At 44.5% G+C, this 20,743-nt stretch carries 7 protein-coding genes; 6 read left to right on the top strand and 1 reads right to left on the bottom strand.

Translation table 11 applies throughout. The features are described from left to right. Nucleotides 1-84: 84 nt before the first annotated feature. On the bottom strand, nucleotides 85-696 hold the full coding sequence (locus tag AN486_RS10770) for a GerMN domain-containing protein (protein WP_053540264.1): 612 nt from the start codon (nucleotides 694-696) through the stop codon (nucleotides 85-87). A 1,324-nt stretch (nucleotides 697-2,020) separates the two neighbouring features. On the opposite strand from AN486_RS10770, the gene AN486_RS10775 reads away from it, so the two are divergent. The 6 genes from AN486_RS10775 (at nucleotide 2,021) to AN486_RS10800 (ending at nucleotide 20,680) form a co-directional block, all read left to right on the top strand. Continuing rightward, on the top strand, nucleotides 2,021-3,166 hold the full coding sequence (locus AN486_RS10775; protein ID WP_168635029.1) for an acyl-CoA dehydrogenase family protein: 1,146 nt from the start codon (nucleotides 2,021-2,023) through the stop codon (nucleotides 3,164-3,166). 12 nt (nucleotides 3,167-3,178) lie between these two features. Then, complete coding sequence (locus tag AN486_RS10780; protein ID WP_053540261.1) at nucleotides 3,179-4,777, top strand: amino acid adenylation domain-containing protein; 1,599 nt, start codon at nucleotides 3,179-3,181, stop codon at nucleotides 4,775-4,777. After that, nucleotides 4,774-5,049: an acyl carrier protein gene (locus tag AN486_RS10785; RefSeq protein WP_199308362.1), complete on the top strand. Its 276-nt coding sequence runs from the start codon at nucleotides 4,774-4,776 to the stop codon at nucleotides 5,047-5,049. The genes AN486_RS10780 and AN486_RS10785 overlap by 4 nt, the downstream gene beginning before the upstream one ends. A 57-nt stretch (nucleotides 5,050-5,106) precedes the next feature. Further along, nucleotides 5,107-11,547 (top strand): type I polyketide synthase, encoded by a 6,441-nt coding sequence (locus tag AN486_RS10790; protein ID WP_290600579.1) that lies wholly within the window; start codon nucleotides 5,107-5,109, stop codon nucleotides 11,545-11,547. Between the two features lies 1 nt (nucleotide 11,548). Next, entirely contained in the window at nucleotides 11,549-17,170 is a 5,622-nt protein-coding gene (locus AN486_RS10795; protein WP_290600581.1) for a type I polyketide synthase, read from the top strand. A gap of 288 nt (nucleotides 17,171-17,458) precedes the next feature. Next, nucleotides 17,459-20,680, top strand: a complete 3,222-nt coding sequence (locus tag AN486_RS10800) for a beta-ketoacyl synthase N-terminal-like domain-containing protein (protein ID WP_290600583.1) — start codon at nucleotides 17,459-17,461, stop codon at nucleotides 20,678-20,680. The last annotated feature ends 63 nt before the right edge of the window (nucleotides 20,681-20,743 follow it).

Consider the following 20,743-nt stretch of genomic DNA (forward strand, 5'->3'; position numbering starts at 1 on the left):
AGTAGGGGGAGTAGGGGGGAGTAGGGGGGAGAAAGAATTTTCCCAATGACAACTAACAACTGACAACTGACAACTGACAACTGACTAAAGCGGATAATTTTTCTGAAAACTTTCGCGGGTGAGAGGTTGTTGTAATTCCACACCTTCACCCCCTAAAACCTCTAAAAGTTTGCCATTGACTTCAATATATACTTTGGCTTGAGGATTTAAACTAGTAGCAGTATATACAACTTGTCCGACACGCCCCATCATAGAAGTGCTACCTCCACCAGTGGTAAAGTTTTCAGACAAATTCACATGAACATCATTATTTTCTGCTTTGAGTCCCAATAGTTGAGTACCCTGGGGAATAGTAGTAGAGTCTGTGCCTTCACTTGGACCTGCTAATAAAGTTTTAAATGCTGCTTCTAAAACTTGATTGGGTTGGGTAGCAGCAACTTTAAAGGGTTGGGGAACTAAATCCAGGCGATTTTCCTTGGATCTGAGCCAATATATACTAGCAGTCTGTTCATTACCTTGTTGAGTTGTTGATTGCTTGATAGGCTGTTTAATGGTTTGTGAAGAGTTATCAGGTGTAGAATTATTAGGAGTATGGGCAGAAAACCAAGCCATACCACCGCTTACCACCACCACTGCTACGGAAATAGCTGCTATCAGACCAGAAGAAACGCCGTTAGTTCTTTGTTGGTTATTCATAAAACCTCGCGGTAAGTGGGAAACTCAGCGTCTTTAGACCTGAGAGGGAAGCGACACGAGCGGTTTTGACCGCTGTGGATGTTAAAATTGAAACCAGATTTTTGATTGGAATCTGGAAACCAACTCCCATTTCTGGGGTAATGTTAGCCTTGACCTGTTATAAGAGCTTGTTAGGCTGAAAGCACTGTTCCTGTTACCTTAGAACTGTTTAACTTACAGCGACAGAGCCGGAAACTGGCTACGCATTTCGAGGTGTCGTGACTCAAATAACGGCTACCCTTGGACTACGCTTAGAGTGGTCTGGTCAGTACAGCTTGCAATTTCTTGCAAGCTCAGTTCCTTTAGGGCTGGGTTACTGACAATATAAAACCTACTAGATTGAGGATGGAAATAGTATTTGTAAGATAAGTAGCCTGTTTATAAACGTTATTCCCCGGTGCAAATCTTGGCTTTTGATCTGGACATGAACTGTTATTGCTAGTTTTGCCTCTTGCCACTCCAATTGTAGAGTGATCTTTACAAGTCCGTTACCTTTCCCTTTATCTAAATCTTATGGTTTCTTGAAAAAACTTTTAAAGGCTCTTCGGTACTTGTTATGCTAAATTATTTTTTTTAAATCCCAAGATCCTTGTTATATAAGGATTTTACATTAATTTATTGGTTATTTTGAGAAATTTGGTATCAAAAACAATAAAATCCTTTATTTATATGGGTTGTGGGGTAAATAAACTCATATTTGGCATAACAGGTACGGAAGAACCCTTTTAAATTAGACTTCAGTAAAATATGGTAAGCAAATCAAATAAGTAGGTTGGCGTTGAAAATTGTCGTTATAGCAAGGCAAGAGGGTATCAGTGTTTTATAAGGAAGAACGCCGAAAACCCTTGAAAATGTGGGTGACTCAGGAAGCCACATTTGGGCTTTAGACAAGGGATGAAGGCTAGAGGCAGGATTTATCCTGCATTGATTTTAATCCATATTCGTGATATAACTACATTGTCACTAAAGACATAAAAAGCTACCGAGGGACTCTCGGAAAGTTACGCTTGTCAGATATGATTTTGCCCGCCAGGGCAAACGAAATCAGGGCAAGAACCCAAATATTTAAGGCAGTGCCTGAAACTGGGATAACTGAGGGATATAGACTGAAACTCTCTATAGAATCTCCGCGTCTTTAGACCGGAGAGTGTCAACGGAAAAACTAGATGTGCAATTTGGTAAATAGACACAGGACATAGCCGCAATTAGAATACTCTGATGAAAAATCTTGTATGCGGATATATACAATACAACCAATTAATCAACTAAAATCGTAGAGGGCATCATGGATTTTGCTTGGAACAATCAGCAAATTGAATTTAAAAAAAAGGTGATTCATTTTGCTCAACAGTCATTAGTATCCGATCTGATTGAGCAGGACAAAGAGGGGATATTTAATCGTGATGTCTGGCAAAAATGCTGCGATTTTGGTATTCACGGATGGCCTATTCCTGCCCGTTATGGCGGACAAGAGCTAGATATACTTACTACGGCTTATGGCTTGCAAGCACTAGGTTATGCTTGCAAAGACAATGGATTGATGTTTGCAATGAACGCACATATCTGGGCTGGTGAAATGCCCCTGTTGGCCTTTGGGAGTGAAGCACAAAAGCAAAAGTATCTCCCATTGCTTTGTCGAGAAGGTTGGATTGCAGCCCACGCCGCCACTGAACCACAAGCGGGGTCTGATATCTATAGCCTCAAGACAACAGCCCAAAAGAATGGAGATAAATACATTCTCAACGGACACAAACACTATGTAACCAATGGAACTTTTGCAGACCTCTTCATCATTTTTGCTACCTTAGATCCAGCTTTGGGGAAAGAGGGTTTGACGACATTTATGATCGAAAAAGATACGCCTGGTCTGGTTGTCCACAAACGTATGTCTACTATGGGAGTACGTACCGCTGAAATAACAGAACTAACCTTGGAAAATTGCGAAGTATCTGTCGCTGATCGCTTAGGTGAGGAAGGAGCAGGTCTAGCCATATTTAATCATAGCATGGAGTGGGAGCGGGGATTTATTCTGTCCTGTGCTGTGGGAACAATGGAACGATTGCTGGAGCAGTCAATTCGTTATGCTAGAAACCATAAGCAATTTGGTCAAGCAATTGGCAAATTCCAATTAGTTGCCAACAGGTTAGTAGAGATGAAGCTGCGGTTGGAGAATGCCAAGTCTTATTTGTATAAAGTTGCTTGGATGAAACAAAATCGGCAAATGGCTCTTCTAGAAGCCTCCATGGCCAATCTGTATATTAGTGAAGCTTGGGTTCAGTTATGTATGGAAGCGATCGAGGTTCACGGTGCGTATGGTTATTTAACGAATACAGAGTTAGAACGAGAATTGCGAGATGCTATCGGTAGCAAATTCTACTCTGGTACCTCCGATATTCAGCGACTCGTTATTAGCAAATTCTTAGGATTGTAAAGCAGCACCACTATGCTATATTTACTACACCATCTTCTCGCAAGTAGCGCTCGAACCCATAGCGATTCCGTTGCTATACAGCAGCAAGAGCGCGCCATTACCTACACTCAGTTAGACGAAATAAGTAACCAACTGGCAAATACCTTGAACTATGCAGGGATAGAACGGGGAGACCGAGTTGGCATTTACTTAGATAAGTCAATTGAATCTGTTATTGCTATATTTGGCATATTAAAGGCTGGCGCCACCTATGTACCGCTAGACTCTAACGCCCCAGTTAAACGGATTGCCTTTATTGTTAAAAACTGCCAGATTAAGATACTGATTACGACCAAGCAAAGAATAGATGCTTTAGGAAACACTTCCTTGGCAGACTTACATAGTCTCAGTAGTGTAATTTTGACAGATGAGGATGAGCGAACAAGTGAGTTGTTCGGAAAAGTCTTCCCATGGTCAGAGGTTTTACAAGCTCCTTGCAGCCCGCCACTAGACCCACATCTGATTGAAAACGACTTAGCTTATATTCTTTATACATCTGGCTCAACAGGAACCCCCAAAGGGGTGATGATTAGCCATCGTGCCTCTCTTACTTTTGTAAATTGGGCCTATGATACGTTTCAGGTGACTGCGGAAGACCGTGTCTCCAGTCATGCACCGTTCCATTTTGATCTTTCCATTTTTGATATCTTCACAACTATCAAAGCAGGGGGTACGGTCATTTTGCTCTCGGCGGCTTTATCAGTCTTTCCAATTAATCTGGCCAAATTTATTGCCGCAGAAAGGATTTCAATCTGGTATTCAGTCCCCTCTATTCTGACAAATTTAGTCCTATATGGTCGGTTAGAGCAACATACCTACCCCGATCTTAGAAGCATTCTGTTTGCAGGTGAAGTTTTTCCTAACAAATATTTGCATCAGTTGATGGTGCATATTCCAGATGCTGGCTATTACAACCTCTATGGTCCGACGGAGACAAATGTCTGCACATATTACCGAGTCTCACCGCCCGATATTGAAACAAGTGAAGCAGTTCCTATTGGACAAGCCTGTGCCAACACTGAAGTTTTTGTCTTGGGTACAAGTAATGAATTGGTAGCTAGAGGTGAAGTGGGTGAGCTTTGCGTGCGCGGTCCTGGGTTGATGACAGGCTATTGGGATTTGCCTGAAAAGACTGCTCAAGTCCTTGTTCCTTTTACATTGCATCATGGATTGGGATCGGAGATGATTTACCGCACGGGGGATCTTGTTAAACAATCTCCAGAGGGTGATTATATCTTTTTAGGTCGTAGAGATCGCATGATTAAGAGTCGGGGCTACCGGATTGAATTAGGTGAGATAGAGAGTGTTTTATATAGCCATCCCGCACTCGCAGAAGTCGCAGTAATTCCCATTCCCGACAATGAGATTAGTAACCGGATCAAGGCTTTTGTAGTAACGCGTGGTGATAACAAAGACACGGAAATTCTTAATGTACAGACTTTAAAATCCTTTTGTGCAGAACGGCTTCCTAAATATATGGTTCCCGATTTGTTTGAGTTCCGTAGCTCTTTACCCCAAACTTCCACTGGCAAGATAGACAAAGTTCAATTATCTCAGGAAACAGTATCATGACCGAAAACACTACCATGACAGCAGAAAATATCGAACAAATGCTCAAAGAATTTATCAGCCAAGAGTTAGCATACGACCAACCCAACTTGGTTCTAACCAACAATTTAAAGATAATTGAGCAAAGGATCGTTGACTCAATGGATCTTTTTCGATTAGTTCGCTTTGTTGAAGAAGAAATTGGAATTTTTTGGGAACCTGAAGAACTTGTATTAAAAAACTTTGAAACAATTGACAATATTACGGCTTATATACTCCGCAAATTGATGTCATAGCATGACTGAATAGTCAGAAAACTTACTGCTCTTAACCATGTTTCCAAAAAATCAATTATGAACAAAATAGATTATTCAGACCATGAGTCTAAGCCTCTGGAAAATCCTCATGAGGAACCAATTGCGATTATTGGTATGGGATGTCGCTTCCCTGGAAAGGCTGACACCCCAGAAGCATTCTGGCAATTGTTGCGTAATGGTGTAAATGCTGTCACAGACATTTCCTCTTCTCGCTGGGATCTTGAGAGATACTATGATCCAACTCCTACACCTGGCAAGATTTATACACGTGCTGGAGGTTTTTTAGATACAAATGAGATAGAAGACTTTGATGCCGAGTTTTTTCGCATGGCATCGCGAGAAGCAGCGAGTTTAGATCCACAACAACGGTTGCTGCTAGAAGTAAGTTGGGAAGCTCTCGAACACGCTGGAGTTCCACCTACATCTTTGGCAGGTAGTCAAACAGGTGTGTTTGTTGGTATTCATTGGGATGATTACTCGGCAGAGCGTTTTTATACAGTGAAGCCGAGTGAAATTAATGCTTACCCCACCTTAAGTAATTTACGAAGTCTATCAGCAGGAAGAATTGCATATCTGTTGGACTTGCATGGTCCAACGATGCAAACTGATACAGCTTGTTCCTCCGCATTAGTATCAGTCCATTTGGCTTGTCAATCTCTGCACAATCGGGAATCTAACCTAGCTATAGCTGGTGGAGTCAGTCTACTACTCTCTCCTAAGCTAGCAGTCGGTTTCTGTCAAATGAATGTCTTAGCCAAAGATGGTCGCTGCAAAACCTTTTCAGACTCAGTAGATGGATTCGTCCAAGGAGAGGGTTGTGGTATTGTTATTCTCAAACGTCTCTCTGATGCTCTGCGCGATCGCGATCCGATCCTGGCTACAATTAAAAGTTCAGTAGTCAATCACGATGGGTACAGCCTAACCCTGACAACACCTGCTAGTGTCTCCCAGGAAGCACTGCTGCGCCAAGCCGTAGAAAATGCTGGCATCGAACCTAAGCAGATGCAATATGTTGAGACCCATGGAACAGGAACGCCTTTAGGCGATCCCATTGAAGTCATAGCTTTGGCAAAAGTATTAGGTCAAGATCGTCAAGACCCATTGATCATTGGATCTATGAAGACCAATATGGGTCACATGGGAGCAGCAGCAGGTGTAGGCAGCTTAATTAAAGTTGTGCTTTCACTTCAGCATAATCATATTCCTCCTAATTTACATTTCGATAAGCCTAACCGACGCATTCCTTGGCATAAATTGCCAGTTACCGTACCAACTGAATTGATGCCTTGGCCAGAACATGAACCCAAGCTGGCAGGTGTTAGTGCATTTGGGATGAGTGGAACCAATGTTCATGTAATTGTAGAAGCAGCACCACAGCTACAGCAAGTTGAGCTTTCTAGCCAGGGAATTGAACCGTCATCCCATTTACTTACTTTATCTGCCAAGAGCGAAAAAGCCCTAAACGATCTCGCACATCGTTATTTAACCTTCTTAGAAAAAACAGAGGATGCTTTAGCAAATATTTGCTACACAGCTACCACTGGACGCTCCCATTTTGCCCATCGTTTAGCTATTGTTGCTAGATCGAAAGAACATAGTCGGGAGCAACTGGATAGTTTTATCAAGGGTGAAAAAATTACAGGCACAATTCAAGGTGATGCTTACCAAGCAGCACCGAAGATCGCTTTCTTGTTCACCGGACAAGGCGCTCAATACGTTGATATGGGGCGCGAACTTTATGAAACGCAAGCTGTATTTCGCCAAGCGTTGCAGCGATGCGATGAAATACTGCGCTCTCATTTAGACCGACCCCTGTTGTCCATACTTTATCCCGATCAAGCAGAAAATATCATCGATCTGACAGCCTATACACAACCGGCGATGTTTGCCTTTGAATACGCCTTAGCCGAGTTGTGGAATTCCTGGGGGATAGTCCCGGATGTCGTCATGGGACATAGTGTGGGTGAGTATGTCGCAGCTTGTGTGGCAGGAGTGTTTAGCTTAGAACATGGCTTAAAGCTGATAGCAACCCGTGGAAGAATGATCCAGCAACTGCCACAAGAAGCAGATGGCAAAATGGTCAGCACCATGGCCAATGAAGACTTAATAAACTCTGCGATCGCATCCTATGGGACAAAAGTTTCTGTGGCCGCAGTCAATGGTCTACAGAGCATAGTTATCTCAGGTGACAGCCTATCCATAGACTCCATTGTAGCCGAACTGAAAACTAAGCAGATCAAGACTCACGAATTGATAGTTTCTCACGCCTTCCATTCGCCGTTAATGGAGCCAGTTTTACAGCCGTTCTCTCAAGTCGCGGCGGAGGTTTTATACTCTGTACCGAAAATACCCCTGATATCCAATATCACAGGCGACCAGGTAACGGACGATATAGCAACCGCTGATTATTGGGTTCGTCATATTCGTCAACCCGTGAGATTTGCCGACGGCATGAATACCCTCCAAAAAATGGGGATAGAATGTTTTATAGAAATCGGACCCAAACCAATTCTCTTGGGGATGGGAGCTAGTTGCCTGATTGATGAAGAAAAACGCCTCACATGGCTACCTAGCATCCGTCCTGGTGCAGAATCATCCACCATCGCCGAAAGTTTAGCTCAATTGTATGTTCGCGGTGTCAATATCAATTGGCAAGAGTTTTTCCCAGACGAACACCGTTGGAAAGTGGTGTTACCAACTTATCCCTTTCAAAGAGAACGCTGTTGGGTTGAGGTAAAACAGGAGCGCGTTGCTAGAAAGAGTAGTGAAATATCTGCTCATCCCTTGCTACAAGAGAGGATCTATTCATCTGTACTCAAGCAGGGAGAAGTTCAGTTTGAGGCTTATCTTTCTACCGACGATCTGCCCTATTTGTCAGAACACCGCGCTTTCGGTCAAGCAATTATGCCTGCTAGTGCCTACTTCGAGATGGTTTTGGCAGCGGGAAATCAACTTTTTGGCAACCGCCCTATCACCTTTAAGGATGTAGCAATTGAAAAAGCTCTCAAGCTGGAAGAGCCTCAGACAGTGCAGTTGGTCTTAACTCCCGATCAAGACGGCTATTCATGGCAAATTTTCGGTTTGGTCTTCATTAATGAAGAGCCAACTTGGACGCGCTACGCCGCCGGAAAGATTGCTATAGGGAAAGATATATCAATTTCCGAACTAAACGCAAATTTAACTGCTTTACAAGCTGGACTGGAAGAATACAAGGACATAAAAGCTTTCTATCAAAAAGTCGCCACTCAAGAAATGGTCTATGCAGGAAGCTTCCAAACCGTGCGCCGCTTATGGCGTTCTGATGGAGAAGCCCTTGGACAAATTCATCTGTCTAAAAATTTTCTTAACCAGCCCTATTATTGGCATCCAACTCTCTTGGATGGATGTTTCCAAATCCTTTTAGCGGCACTACCTGCCGACTTTTCAGAAACTTATTTACCAATTGGCTACCCGCATTTCACATTTTGGCAGCATCCCAACAAAGAGGTTTTCAGTTACGTTAAACTTCATTCTCAGCCTGGTCAAGAAATCTTGAAGGCGGACTTGCAGTTAATTGGCAAAGATGGTCAAGTTTATGCCGAAGCTCTCGGACTGCAACTGAAAAAGGCTCGATCACAAGCATTACAGCAGAAAGACCCCTGGAAAGATTGGCTTTACAAAGTGGACTGGAAAGAAGTCAAAAAGACAGCAGGGACTGCAAACCCAAAAACCAAAGGTGATTGGCTAATTTTGGCAGACCGCACTAGTCTAGCTGAAACCTTGGCTGAATTGTTAAATGCCAGTGGAGAGCGATCGCACCTCGTCTATACCAAAAAGGCTAATGGGAAATATCAGCCAGAGCAACATACTATTAACTGGACAGACCCATCCGACTGGCAGCAATTGTTGGCTAATAGATCCTATCAAGGGGTGGTGTACCTTTGGGGTCTTGATGAAAATGACTCCTGTGATTCTAGCTGCGAGCAAATACTACATCTAATTCAAGCCTTGACTTCAGCCAAGATATCCCCTCAATTGTGGTTGGTTACCCAAGGGGCGCAGTTGGCCCTCAAGGATGATGATATTGCTGTCTGGCAAGCTCCTATCTGGGGACTGGGTAAAACAATCTCTCTGGAACACCCCGAATTTTCAACTACTTGTTTAGACTTGCCCTCTGGTCAACACTCCCATGAAACAGCTAAGTCTTTACTCCAAGAACTACTTGCACCGGATCGAGAAGACCAAATTGCCTACCGAAACGGGACACGCTATGTAGCTAGATTAGAGCCTTTCCACCCTATACAGGCACCAAGCATTGCTCCTGTAGCACTGAAACTGACCAGCTACGGCACCCTCGACAACTTGACCTTGGTTCCCCTGGCTACCTCAACCTTGGCACCTGATGAAGTCGAGATCAAAGTTCAGGCGAGCGGACTTAATTTTAGAGATGTGCTGCGTGCGTTAGGCATGATGCGGGAAATCGAAGAGTCTTTAGGTATTGCGGCAACGGCCAGCGATATATTGTTTGGATTTGAGTGTGCAGGCACGATTGAGCGCGTTGGCAAACAAGTATCTGGCTTCAAGGTGGGCGATGCTGTCATTGCCTACGCATCAGGTAGTTTAGCAAGTGTGGTCAAGGCTAAAGCAAAATTGGTAGTTCCCAAGCCACCTGAACTCAGTTTTGCAGAGGCGGCTACAATTCCTGTTACTTTTTTGACAGCTTATTACGGACTAATAAAACGCGCTCAAATTGGTCCAACAGACCGAGTATTGATTCATAATGCGGCCGGAGGTGTAGGTCAAGCGGCTCTTCAATTAGCGCAATTAAAGGGAGCAGAAGTTTTTGCGACGGCCAGCCCCCCCAAGTGGGATTTTCTCAAGTCACTTGGAATTAAACATATATACAGTTCACGCAGCCTTGAGTTTGCCGAGCAGGTAATGACTGACACCAATGGCAAAGGCGTGAATGTCATCCTTAATAGTCTAGCTGGCAAGTTTATCGATCAAAGCTTTGACGTGCTTGCTCAAGGAGGGCGCTTTGTAGAAATCGGTAAATTGGGAATCTGGGATGAGCAGAAATTGCAAGCATTACGCCCTGATGCTGCTTATTTCCCCTTTGATTTAGGAGAGATGAATGGGTCGGAGATCATTCCTGCCATGTTGTTGGAACTGATGACTTTGTTCAAGGAAGGTAAGCTCAAACCATTACCTGCCAAAGTTTTCCCAATTACTGAATTTGTCAATGCTTTCCGCTATATGCAGCAAGCCAAGCATATCGGTAAAGTGGTGTTAAGTTTTCAGAATCCAGAAAATTGCTCGGTTCGTCAAGACGGCAGCTACCTAATTGCGGGAGGATTGGGCGCATTAGGATTAAAGGTGGCTGAGTGGCTGGTGGAACAAGGTGCTAAACATCTAGTTCTGACAGGACGAAGCAGTGTCAAACAAGCAGCAAATGAAGCCATCAGAAAATTAGAGCAGGCAGGTGCTAAAATCTCCGTCATTAATGCGGATATTTCTAATCAGGAGGATGTCAAAAAAATACTGAATGAATGTCCTAATTTACGTGGAATTGTTCATACCGCAGGTGTTTTAGATGATGGTTTGTTGAAGGAGCAAACACCTACTCGCTTCAAAAAAGTCATGGCATCCAAAGTACAAGGAGCTTGGAATTTGCATACCTTGACTCAAGATTTACTCTTAGACTTTTTTGTCTGTTTTTCCTCAGTTGCCTCTTTGATAGGCAATGCAGGTCAAAGCAACTATGCCGCAGCTAATACATTCCTTGATGCCTTAGCTCATTATCGGCGATCGCAAGGATTACCAAGTTTGAGTGTAAATTGGGGACCTTGGGGTGAGGTAGGAATGGCAGCCACTCTTGCTGGTCGCTTGAAAGCCCAAGGTTGGGGTATTATTCCAACTGAACAAGGCTTGCAAGCATTAAACTACTTGGTCAAGAACGAAGAAAGCGCTCAAGTAGGTGTACTGCCTATGAACTGGCCGAAATTTTTGGAACGACTACCAGAAATTACGCCATTCTTAGAAAATTTCCAGACAAATATTACATCATCTCAAGAGCGACCAGCCTTAGTTTCCCAACTAAAAGCTACTCTGGCTCATGAGCGCCGAACAATTTTGATGGAGCATATTCGTGCGGCTATTAGAAATGTGATCGGATTAAATGCCAGCACAAGGATTGAACCGCGACAGTCTTTGTTTGACTTAGGACTTGACTCCCTAATGGCGGTGGAATTGAGAAACTATCTGGAAAAAAGTGTCGAACATTCCTTGCGCTCAACTCTACTCTTTGACTATCCAACCTTAGAAGCATTGGTGAATTATCTGCTGCAAGAGGTTCTAGTTCTAGAGGATATGAGTGTCCAGCAAACAGAAGACCAAACGACATCCACCCAAGTATTTGAAGAACTTCCAGAAGAGGAAGCGGACATCTTACTTGCTAGTAAGTACGAAGAACTCAGTAAACTACTAGGTAATATTTAACATGACACAAACTCCCGCCAAACCAACAACATTACAGTTGCTCAACGCCCTAGAGGAAGCACGTACTAAACTACAGGCAGTTCAGCAAGCAAAAGAAGAACCGATTGCCATTATTGGCATGAGTTGCCGTTTTCCAGGCGCAAAAGATACAGAATCTTTTTGGCATCTGCTCTCAAATGGCGTAGATGCGATTCAGGAAGTACCTGCCAACCGATGGAAGATTGATGCCTGTTACGATACCAATCCAGACGCGCCCGGCAAGATGTCTAGCCGTTATGGTGGCTTTTTATCGGAAGTGGATAAGTTTGACGCGCACTTCTTTGGGATCTCGCCACGGGAAGCAATGTCCCTTGACCCACAACAGCGGCTACTGCTAGAAGTAAGTTTTGAGGCCTTAGAAAATGGCGGTCAGTCATCAGAAAAGCTATTTGGCACTCCCACTGGCGTATTTATTGCCATTAGCACCTTTGACTATGCTATGCGTCTGTCGGAAGCGCGATCGCAAATCGACGCTCATCTAGGCACAGGAACCCTTTTGAGTCCAGCAGCAGGGCGCTTGTCTTATAGTTTGGGATTGAAAGGAGCAAGCATGGTAGTAGATACAGCTTGTTCTTCCTCCCTCGTGGCAGTGCATCTGGCAGCCAACAGCTTGCGTAACAAGGAATCCGACCTAGCTTTAGTCGGAGGTGTGAACTTACTCCTAGCACCAACCCTCAGCATCAATTTCACAAAGGCACGGATGCTGGCGGCAGATGGTCGTTGTAAAACCTTTGATGCTAGTGCAAATGGATATGTCCGTAGCGAAGGCTGTGGCGTTGTTGTTCTAAAGCGTCTTAGTCAAGCTATCCGTGATGGAGATAACGTTTTAGCATTAATTCGAGGTTCTGCCCTCAATCAGGATGGGGCAAGTGGGGGACTGACAGTACCTAGCGGACCTTCTCAGGAAGCAGTAGTTCGTCAGGCATTGAAAAATGCAGGTATTAAGCCCCAGGAAGTTAGCTATATTGAAGCCCATGGTACAGGCACTTCCTTGGGAGATCCAATTGAAGCAAATGCCTTGGGTAGCCTCTTTAGCGATCGGGAAGAACCCTTAATCGTCGGCTCCGTTAAAACCAATATCGGACACCCAGAAGCAGCGGCTGGTATGGCAAGTCTGATCAAAGTTGTTCTCTCCTTGCAACACAAAGAGATTCCGCCTCACCTACACTTTGAGAAACCTAACCCTTATATTGCTTGGGATCAACTACCGCTCAAAGTTCCCACCGAATTAACCCCTTGGTCAACAGTTAATAATCAACGAATTGCTGGAATCAGTTCCTTTGGGTTTAGCGGTACCAATGCTCATATAGTCCTTTCCGAAGCACCGCCAGTTGCAGGAAAAAGCGAGTCCGAAACTGCCCTGCGCCCCCAACATTTGCTCACCCTCAGTGCCAAAACCAAACCCGCACTGGAGCAGATGGTTCGCAACTACTCAGAACACCTAGCCACTCATCCCCACTTAGATTGGGCTGACATCTGTTACACAGCTAATACTCGGCGAACTCATTTCCACGAACGTTTAGCTGTGGTTGCTGATTCAGTTTCTCAAGCAGAGGAAAAGTTATTAGCTCATCTGGCAGAAGCGGAAACCACTCATCTGTACGGAGGCAGCAAGAGCGAAAGTCAACCTGAAATTGCCTTTTTATTCACAGGTCAAGGTTCCCAGTATCTAGGGATGGGACGGAAGCTATACGCAACACAACCAACATTTCGGAAATCCCTAGAGCGGTGCCAGGAAATTTTAAATACCATCGGCAATCAAGAGCGATCGCTACTCTCAATCCTCTACGAAAATGACGACAATTCCCTTTTAGAGCAAACTGCTTACACCCAACCAGCTTTGTTTGCCATAGAGTACGCCCTAGCCAAATTATGGAAATCCTGGGGCATTGAACCAAGCGCAGTCATCGGTCATAGCGTTGGGGAATATGTAGCAGCTTGCGTAGCAGGGATTTTCTCCTTAGAAGACGGTTTGAAAATGATTTCAGCCAGAGGCAGTTTAATGCAAAAACTGCCAGCCAACGGCGAAATGGTATCGCTATTAGCTTCGCCAGAACAAGTATTAGAAGCACTGCAAGGACTCGACTCAGTCAGCATCGCAGCCATCAACGGTCCCAATAGCGTCGTCATTTCTGGTGCAGGGGAAGCAGTACGTCGGGTAGTGCAGGAATTAGAAAGCAAGGGCATAAAAAATAAGCGCTTAAAAGTTTCCCATGCCTTCCATTCAGCATTGATGGAGCCAATGCTGGCAGATTTTCGCCAAGTAGTGCAACAAGTAACATTCCACCAACCCAAACTCAACTTTATCTCCAATGTCACGGGCAATTTTGAGCGCGTTTTACCCACAACCCCAGAATATTGGGTAGATCACGTCCTCAAACCAGTAAGATTTGCCTCTGGAATGGAGACATTATACAGAGAAAGGGTAGAGATATTTGTGGAGATGGGGCCCCAGCCAATATTACTGGGAATGGGTCGTCAGTGCTTGCCATCAGGGTATGGAACCTGGCTGCCGACACTACAGCTAGAGCAAAGCGATTGGCAAGGACTGCTTCAGGCAGTGGGTCAATTGTATGTACGAGGTGTGGCGATTGATTGGGAGAGCTTCCACCGCGACTATAGCCACCGCCAAGTGAGTGTACCAACTTATCCTTGGCAGCGAGAGCGCTACTGGATTGATGTTGCCCAAAGACAACCTCAGACGGAATCGGGAATGCAGAACGGGCATCATCCTCTACTGGGTCAAAGAATTCGGAGTGCAGCACTAAAAAATCAACAAATAGTTTTTGAAAGTCAACTCACCTCAGATTTCCCTGTATATTTAGCGGATCATGCTCTCTATGAGAAAGTCATTTTCCCCACCGCAGCTTATGTGGAGATAGTCCTAGCCGCAGGAGCGCAAATCTTTGGAGCGGGGGCGCAGGAGAATCACCCATCATTGCTAGTTGAGGAGTTTCTGATTGAGCAGTCGCTAGTTTTGAATCCTGAAGAAACAGTCTCCGTTCAATTAGTATTAACACCCAATGAATCAGGGTATGAATTTGGGATTTTTAGCCGCAAAAACTCAAATGATGTTGATGATGATGAAACATGGACTCGTCATGCCCAAGGTTATCTTTTGAGTGGAAAAGCTCCGGTGGCAAAAGCGCCGCTAGATTTGGCCGCCCTGAAGCAAACAGTTAACCAAGAGCTTGAAATTAAGGACTATTACCAGAAATTCAGCGACTTGGGGGTAGAGTACGGCCCGAACTTCCAAGTAATTGAGAAGTTGTGGCGTTCTCAGGGTGACTCACAAGAAGTGCTAGGTAAGATTAAATTACCTGAGATGGTAGAGAGTAGTGTAAATGACAGCTTGCATCCGCTGTTGTTAGATGGTTGCTTGCAGCTTTTGGCGGCGGCTCTTGAAGATGGCCCTGATAGCGATACCAAGACTTATTTTCTAGTCGGTTTAGAGCGTCTGAGTTTCTTCAAGCAGCCTAGTACAAGCATTTGGTGTCACGTTCATCAGTCAAGTCAGCGAAGCCCCGGTATACTGACTTCCTTCGATTTACATTTGGTTGATGAGAATGGAATAGCAGTAGCCGATCTGATTAATTTACAGGTGCGGCGTGCTAATCAAACTGCGCTCCTAGCCAATCAAACAGATGATTGGTTATACAGAATTGGTTGGGAAGTAAAACCGCGTGTTTTGGCAGCAAGCTCGTCCTTTGCTAAGGCGAATAACAAAACCTCTAAAGCAGGTAATTGGCTGATTTTCAGCGATGGAGGAGAAGTAAGCAGTTCCCTAGCCGATATGCTCAACAAACAGGGCGAGCGCTGTATTTTCGTTTCACAAGGATCGTCTTTTTCATTATTAGAGAGCGATCGCTATCAAATCAACCCTGCCGAACCAAAAGACTTCCAGAATCTACTTTCCGCAATAGTCAAGCAAGATCAGTCAGTCTGCCGTGGGATAGTTTACTTATGGGGTCTTGATCAAAAGCTGGAGATGTCAGATGTGCCAACAACAGCACTAAATTTATGTTCTAGTGTGTTGTATTTGGTTCAAGCATTATCTGCAATTCCTCCCCATCATTGGGGCAAAAAGATACCTCATTTATCCTTGATCACTCGCAATGCCCAAGCAGTGACAAAAACCCCCCTACAAGTAGAACAATCGCCATTGTGGGGACTAGCCCGCGTGATTGTTTTAGAACATCCAGAACTGGAAACTGTCTGTATAGATATTGGCTCAGACCAAGTTAGTGAAATCGAAATGCTGCTCCAAGAAATGCTCTTCCCAGAAAAAGAAGAGCAAGTAGCTTTTCGGAATGGAGAGCGTTATGTCGCTCGATTAAAACGTGCTGAGGCTAAAACTATCAGCCAATTAGCAAAAATTGATTCATCAGGTAGTTATTTAATCACTGGTGGATTTGGAGCGTTGGGTCTTCAAGTGGCCAACTACCTTGTGGAACAAGGCGCACGCCACCTGCTGCTAGTGGGACGACAAGGGGCAGTATCCCCAGAAGCACAAGCAGGAGTCAAGCAGTTAGAAGATAAAGGGGCGTTGGTAAAGATTGTCAAAACTGATATTTCCCAACCCGATAGTGTAGCAATGCTAATTGCCGCAACTGATATCCCCTTACGGGGAGTGGTTCATGTAGCAGGTGTTTTAGATGATGGAATGCTCAGGAATCAAACCCGGCAGCGCTTCTTAAAAGTGATGAACCCCAAGGTTCAAGGTACTTGGAACTTGCACAAACTGACCAAAGAAATGCCATTAGATTTCTTTGTCTGCTTCTCCTCTATGACTTCAGTTATAGGCGCGCTAGGTCAAGGAAATTATTCTGCGGCCAATGCCTTTATGGATGCACTCTGCCATCACCGACACGCATTGGGATTACCCGCTGTCAGCATCAACTGGGGCCCTTGGGCTACCTCTGGGATGGCCACTCAATTGGATGCAAATATTCAAAGTCGTTGGGAGGCAATAGGTTTTGGGATGATTCCGCCCAGTCAAGGAGCGCATCTATTTGCTAACTTGTTCACCGCCAAGGCACCACAAGTGGGCGCGATGCCAATAAACTGGTCGAAATATACGGTAGAAAGTGCGTTCTTCACTGACTTCCGCAAAACTACTGATCAAAAGAAAGAGCAACAAAAAACTTCACTTAATTTCCTGGAAACGGTAAAGGCTGCTGAAAAAGAGCAACGCCAGCCACTTTTAGTGGCTCACATCCAATCTCAAGTATCCAAAGTCTTGGGCTACCAGAAAGATCGCGTATTCTCTGTTTCAGAAGGGTTTTTTGACTTAGGAATGAGTTCTTTGACCTCTGTAGAGTTGAGAAACAATTTGCAAAATAGCTTAGGCTGTCGTTTGCCCGCTACGCTAACTTTTGACTATCCAACTATTAAAAAGTTGGTTGATTATCTGATGGCAGAGTTCATAGAAGAGGCTGATGAAGATGAGGATGTAGATGTCTCCGAGCAGTCCTTCCAAATAGATAGTAAAGCCCTCACATTCCAGCCCCTAGAGGAAAATGATGATGCCGATGAAATTGCAAAACAATTTGCAGAACAATTAGGTATGCAATGGGTTAACTAGATGAACCCAAATCTAGATACTCATTTAGGTGAGTATCTAGCTAGATGAGTGAAAATAATGAACAGCGCTATGTTCATATCGTAAGAGTTCAGGAGTATGGCTAACGCCACGCTTCGCTATCAGGAGTTCAGGAGTTCAGAAGTATGGCTAACGCCACGCTTTGCTATCAGGAGTTCAGGAAGAAGGAATAACATTTTTCTTTTATCTTCCCTGTTCCCTGTTCCCTGAATTCTTACTTCATATCAATGAATGTAGAACAATTAAGCAGTATATAATGGGGTTAATCAAATGAGTGAAAATAATGAACAACGCTATGTTCAATTGATGAAAGTAGCGTCCCAAAAAATTGCTGATTTACAATCCGAAATTGAGCGATTAAAGCAGAAAGAACGCGAACCAATCGCCATTGTTGGTATGAGTTGTCGCTTGGCAGAAGCCGATAATCCTGAAGCATTTTGGGACTTACTTGCCAATGGTGTAGATGCCATTCGAGAAGCCCCAAAGGGTCATCATTCATATCTAGATCCCTATTACGACCCAGATCCAGACGTGCCAGGCAAGGTGTATATCCGGCGTGCAGGATTTCTCAACCAATCTCCCACAGATTTTGATGCTAGTTTTTTCGGGATTTCCGCCAGAGAAGCAGCAAGTTTAGATCCCCAGCATAGACTGGTGATGGAAGTAGCTTGGGAAGCCTTAGAAAACGCTGGATTTGTCCCCGAAAAATTGGCAGGCAGCCAGACAGGTGTTTTTATGGGGATATGTGCCAATGACTACGTTTGGCAACTTGTCAAACAAGACCCTGTAGAAACAGATTTCTACATAGGATCGGGGAACGCCTATAGCCCAGTGGCAGGCCGCCTTTCTTACTTCTTCGACTTTACCGGTCCTTGTCTCGCCGTTGATACCGGCTGTGCTTCTTCATTGGCTGCCATTCACTTAGCAGTTACCAACTTGCGAAGGGGAGATTGTAACCTGGCACTAGCTGGAGGTGTACAGCGATACGTCTCGCCAGAATATTGGCTCAACCTTTGCAAATCCCGAATGTTGTCTCCAGATGGTCGTTGCAAAACTTTTGCGGCAGGAGCAAATGGTTATGCTCGCGGTGAAGGTTGTGGCATAATCGTTCTCAAACGCCTTTCAGATGCACAAGCTGATGGTGACAATATTCTAGCCTTAATTAGAGGCACAGCACATGGGCAAGATGGAAGAACCAGCGGTCTAACTGTACCTAGCGGTTCTTCTCAGCAAAATGTGATTCGCAGAGCGCTTGCCAATGCAGGTATTAAGCCCAAAGATGTCAATTATATTGAGGCTCATGGTACAGGTACTTCTCTGGGAGACCCAATTGAAGCAAATGCTTTGATCAAGGTCTTTCGCCAACGGGAAGAACCTCTGATCTTAGGTTCTGCGAAAACTAATATCGGACATTTGGAAGGAGCCGCTGGTGTAGCAGGTTTGATCAAAATCGTTCTGTCCTTACAAAATGAGCTGATTCCACAACACCTACACTTCCAAGAGCCTAGCCCTTATATTGCTTGGGATGAAATGCCAATAAAAGTGGCAAGCGAACAGATACCTTGGCCAGCAACAGATAAAACTAGGTTTGCTGGAGTTAGTTCCTTTGGTTTTACGGGCATCAATGTCCATGCTGTCCTTTCAGAAGCACCACCAGTAGCAGCAAAAAGTGAGGCAAAAACTTGGCAGCGCCCCCTACAACTGCTCACCCTCAGTGCCAAAACCAAACCCGCACTCGAACAGATGGTTCGCAATTACGAGAAGCACTTAGCAACTCATCCCAACTTAGAGTGGGCTGATATCTGTTATACCACCAACACTCGGCGGACTCATTTCCACGAACGTTTAGCTGTGGTTGCTGACTCAGTTTCTCAAGCACGGGAAAAATTATTAGCTAATTTAGCAGGAACAGAAAACACCAACCTGTTTAAAGGTAGCAAGAGCGAAAGTCAACCTCAAATCGCTTTTCTATTCACAGGTCAAGGTTCCCAGTATTTAGGGATGGGACGGGAACTATACGAAACACAACCAATTTTTCGTCAGGCATTAGACCGCTGTCAGGAAATTTTAAATGCCATTGGGAATCAGGAAAAATCCTTACTCTCCGTCCTCTACCAAAACGATGACAGTTCTCTCCTAGAGCAAACCGCTTATACCCAACCAGCGCTATTTGCCTTGGAGTACGCCCTAGCCTCGATGTGGAAATCTTGGGGTCTAGAACCAACCGCAGTCATTGGCCATAGTGTCGGGGAATATGCAGCAGCTTGTGTAGCGGGGATTTTCTCGTTAGAAGACGGATTGAAACTGATTGCTGCCAGAGGGCATTTAATGCAAAAACTCCCGGATAACGGAGAAATGGTGTCTCTATTAGCTTCGGTTGAACAAGTGACAGAAGCAATCCAAGGTACGGACTTAGTTAGCATCGCGGCTATTAACGGGCCTGAGAGCGTGGTCATTTCTGGCGAACGGGAAGCGGTACGTTTAGTAGTGCAGAAGTTAGAACATAAGGGAATTAAAACTAAGCGCTTAAAGGTTTCCCATGCCTTCCATTCGGCATTAATGAAGCCAATGCTGGCTGAGTTTCGCCAGGTGGTGCAAGAGGTAACTTTCCACCAACCCAAACTCAATTTTATCTCCAATGTCACGGGCAATTTTGAGCGTGTTTTACCCACAGACCCTGAATATTGGGTAGATCATGTGGTCAAACCAGTAAGATTTGCTGACGGTGTGGAGACATTACACCCAGAAGGAGTAGAGATATTTGTGGAGATGGGCCCCCAGCCAATATTGCTGGGTATGGCACGTCATTGTTTACCGTCTGATTATGGAACATGGCTGCCAACGTTACAGCAAGAGCAAAGCGATTGGCAAGGGGTACTTCAGACAGTGGGTCAATTGTATGTACGGGGTGTGGCAATTGATTGGGAAGGTTTCCATCGTGACTATGGCTACCGCCAAGTAAGTGTACCAACTTATCCTTGGCAGCGAGAGCGCTACTGGATTGATGTGACACATACGCAACCTCTAACACAATCTGGCACCCAGAGCGTTGCCCATTCTCTGCTGGGTCAACCATCACCTCAGCAAGCCACTGGAAAAGATTTTGCCGATCAGGTAGTGTGGGAACCACAAGATAAACCTTTGATAGCTGATATTCTCAAAAAGAAAGAGAGAGAAGAAACTTCACTCAATTTAATTGAACAATTAAAGGTAATTGAAAAAGAGCAACGCAAAGCACTGTTAATTGCCCATATTCAATCTCTATTGTCTCAGGTTTTGGGAGACAAACAAGAGAGGACTTTCTCCCTATCACAAGGATTTTTTGACTTAGGAATGGATTCTATGACATCTATAGAGCTAAGAAATCGCTTGCAAAACTCGATAGGCATCCCATTGTCATCCACCTTGTTTTATAAATATCCAACAGCAGAGGCATTAGTTGACTATTTGATTCAAGATGTGCTTGCTACTTTTGTAAGGTTTGATGATTAATAGGGGTTAAACTGCTCCCCGGAGTCGCTTCCGGGGCAGTGTTTTCGTCTCCAGACGAATAGG

It is taken from the genome of Anabaena sp. AL93 (genome assembly GCF_001672085.1).
GTDB classification, from domain to species: domain Bacteria; phylum Cyanobacteriota; class Cyanobacteriia; order Cyanobacteriales; family Nostocaceae; genus Dolichospermum; species Dolichospermum heterosporum.

What these genes read in the sequence shown, in the direction of transcription:
- AN486_RS10780 (WP_053540261.1), top strand. Translation starts at nt 3,179, where the DNA reads ATGCTATATTTACTACACCATCTTCTCGCAAGTAGCGCTCGAACCCAT.
- AN486_RS10775 (WP_168635029.1), top strand. Translation starts at nt 2,021, where the DNA reads ATGGATTTTGCTTGGAACAATCAGCAAATTGAATTTAAAAAAAAGGTG.
- AN486_RS10800 (WP_290600583.1), top strand. Translation starts at nt 17,459, where the DNA reads ATGAGTGAAAATAATGAACAACGCTATGTTCAATTGATGAAAGTAGCG.
- AN486_RS10790 (WP_290600579.1), top strand. Translation starts at nt 5,107, where the DNA reads ATGAACAAAATAGATTATTCAGACCATGAGTCTAAGCCTCTGGAAAAT.
- AN486_RS10785 (WP_199308362.1), top strand. Translation starts at nt 4,774, where the DNA reads ATGACCGAAAACACTACCATGACAGCAGAAAATATCGAACAAATGCTC.
- AN486_RS10795 (WP_290600581.1), top strand. Translation starts at nt 11,549, where the DNA reads ATGACACAAACTCCCGCCAAACCAACAACATTACAGTTGCTCAACGCC.
- AN486_RS10770 (WP_053540264.1), bottom strand. Translation starts at nt 696, where the DNA reads ATGAATAACCAACAAAGAACTAACGGCGTTTCTTCTGGTCTGATAGCA.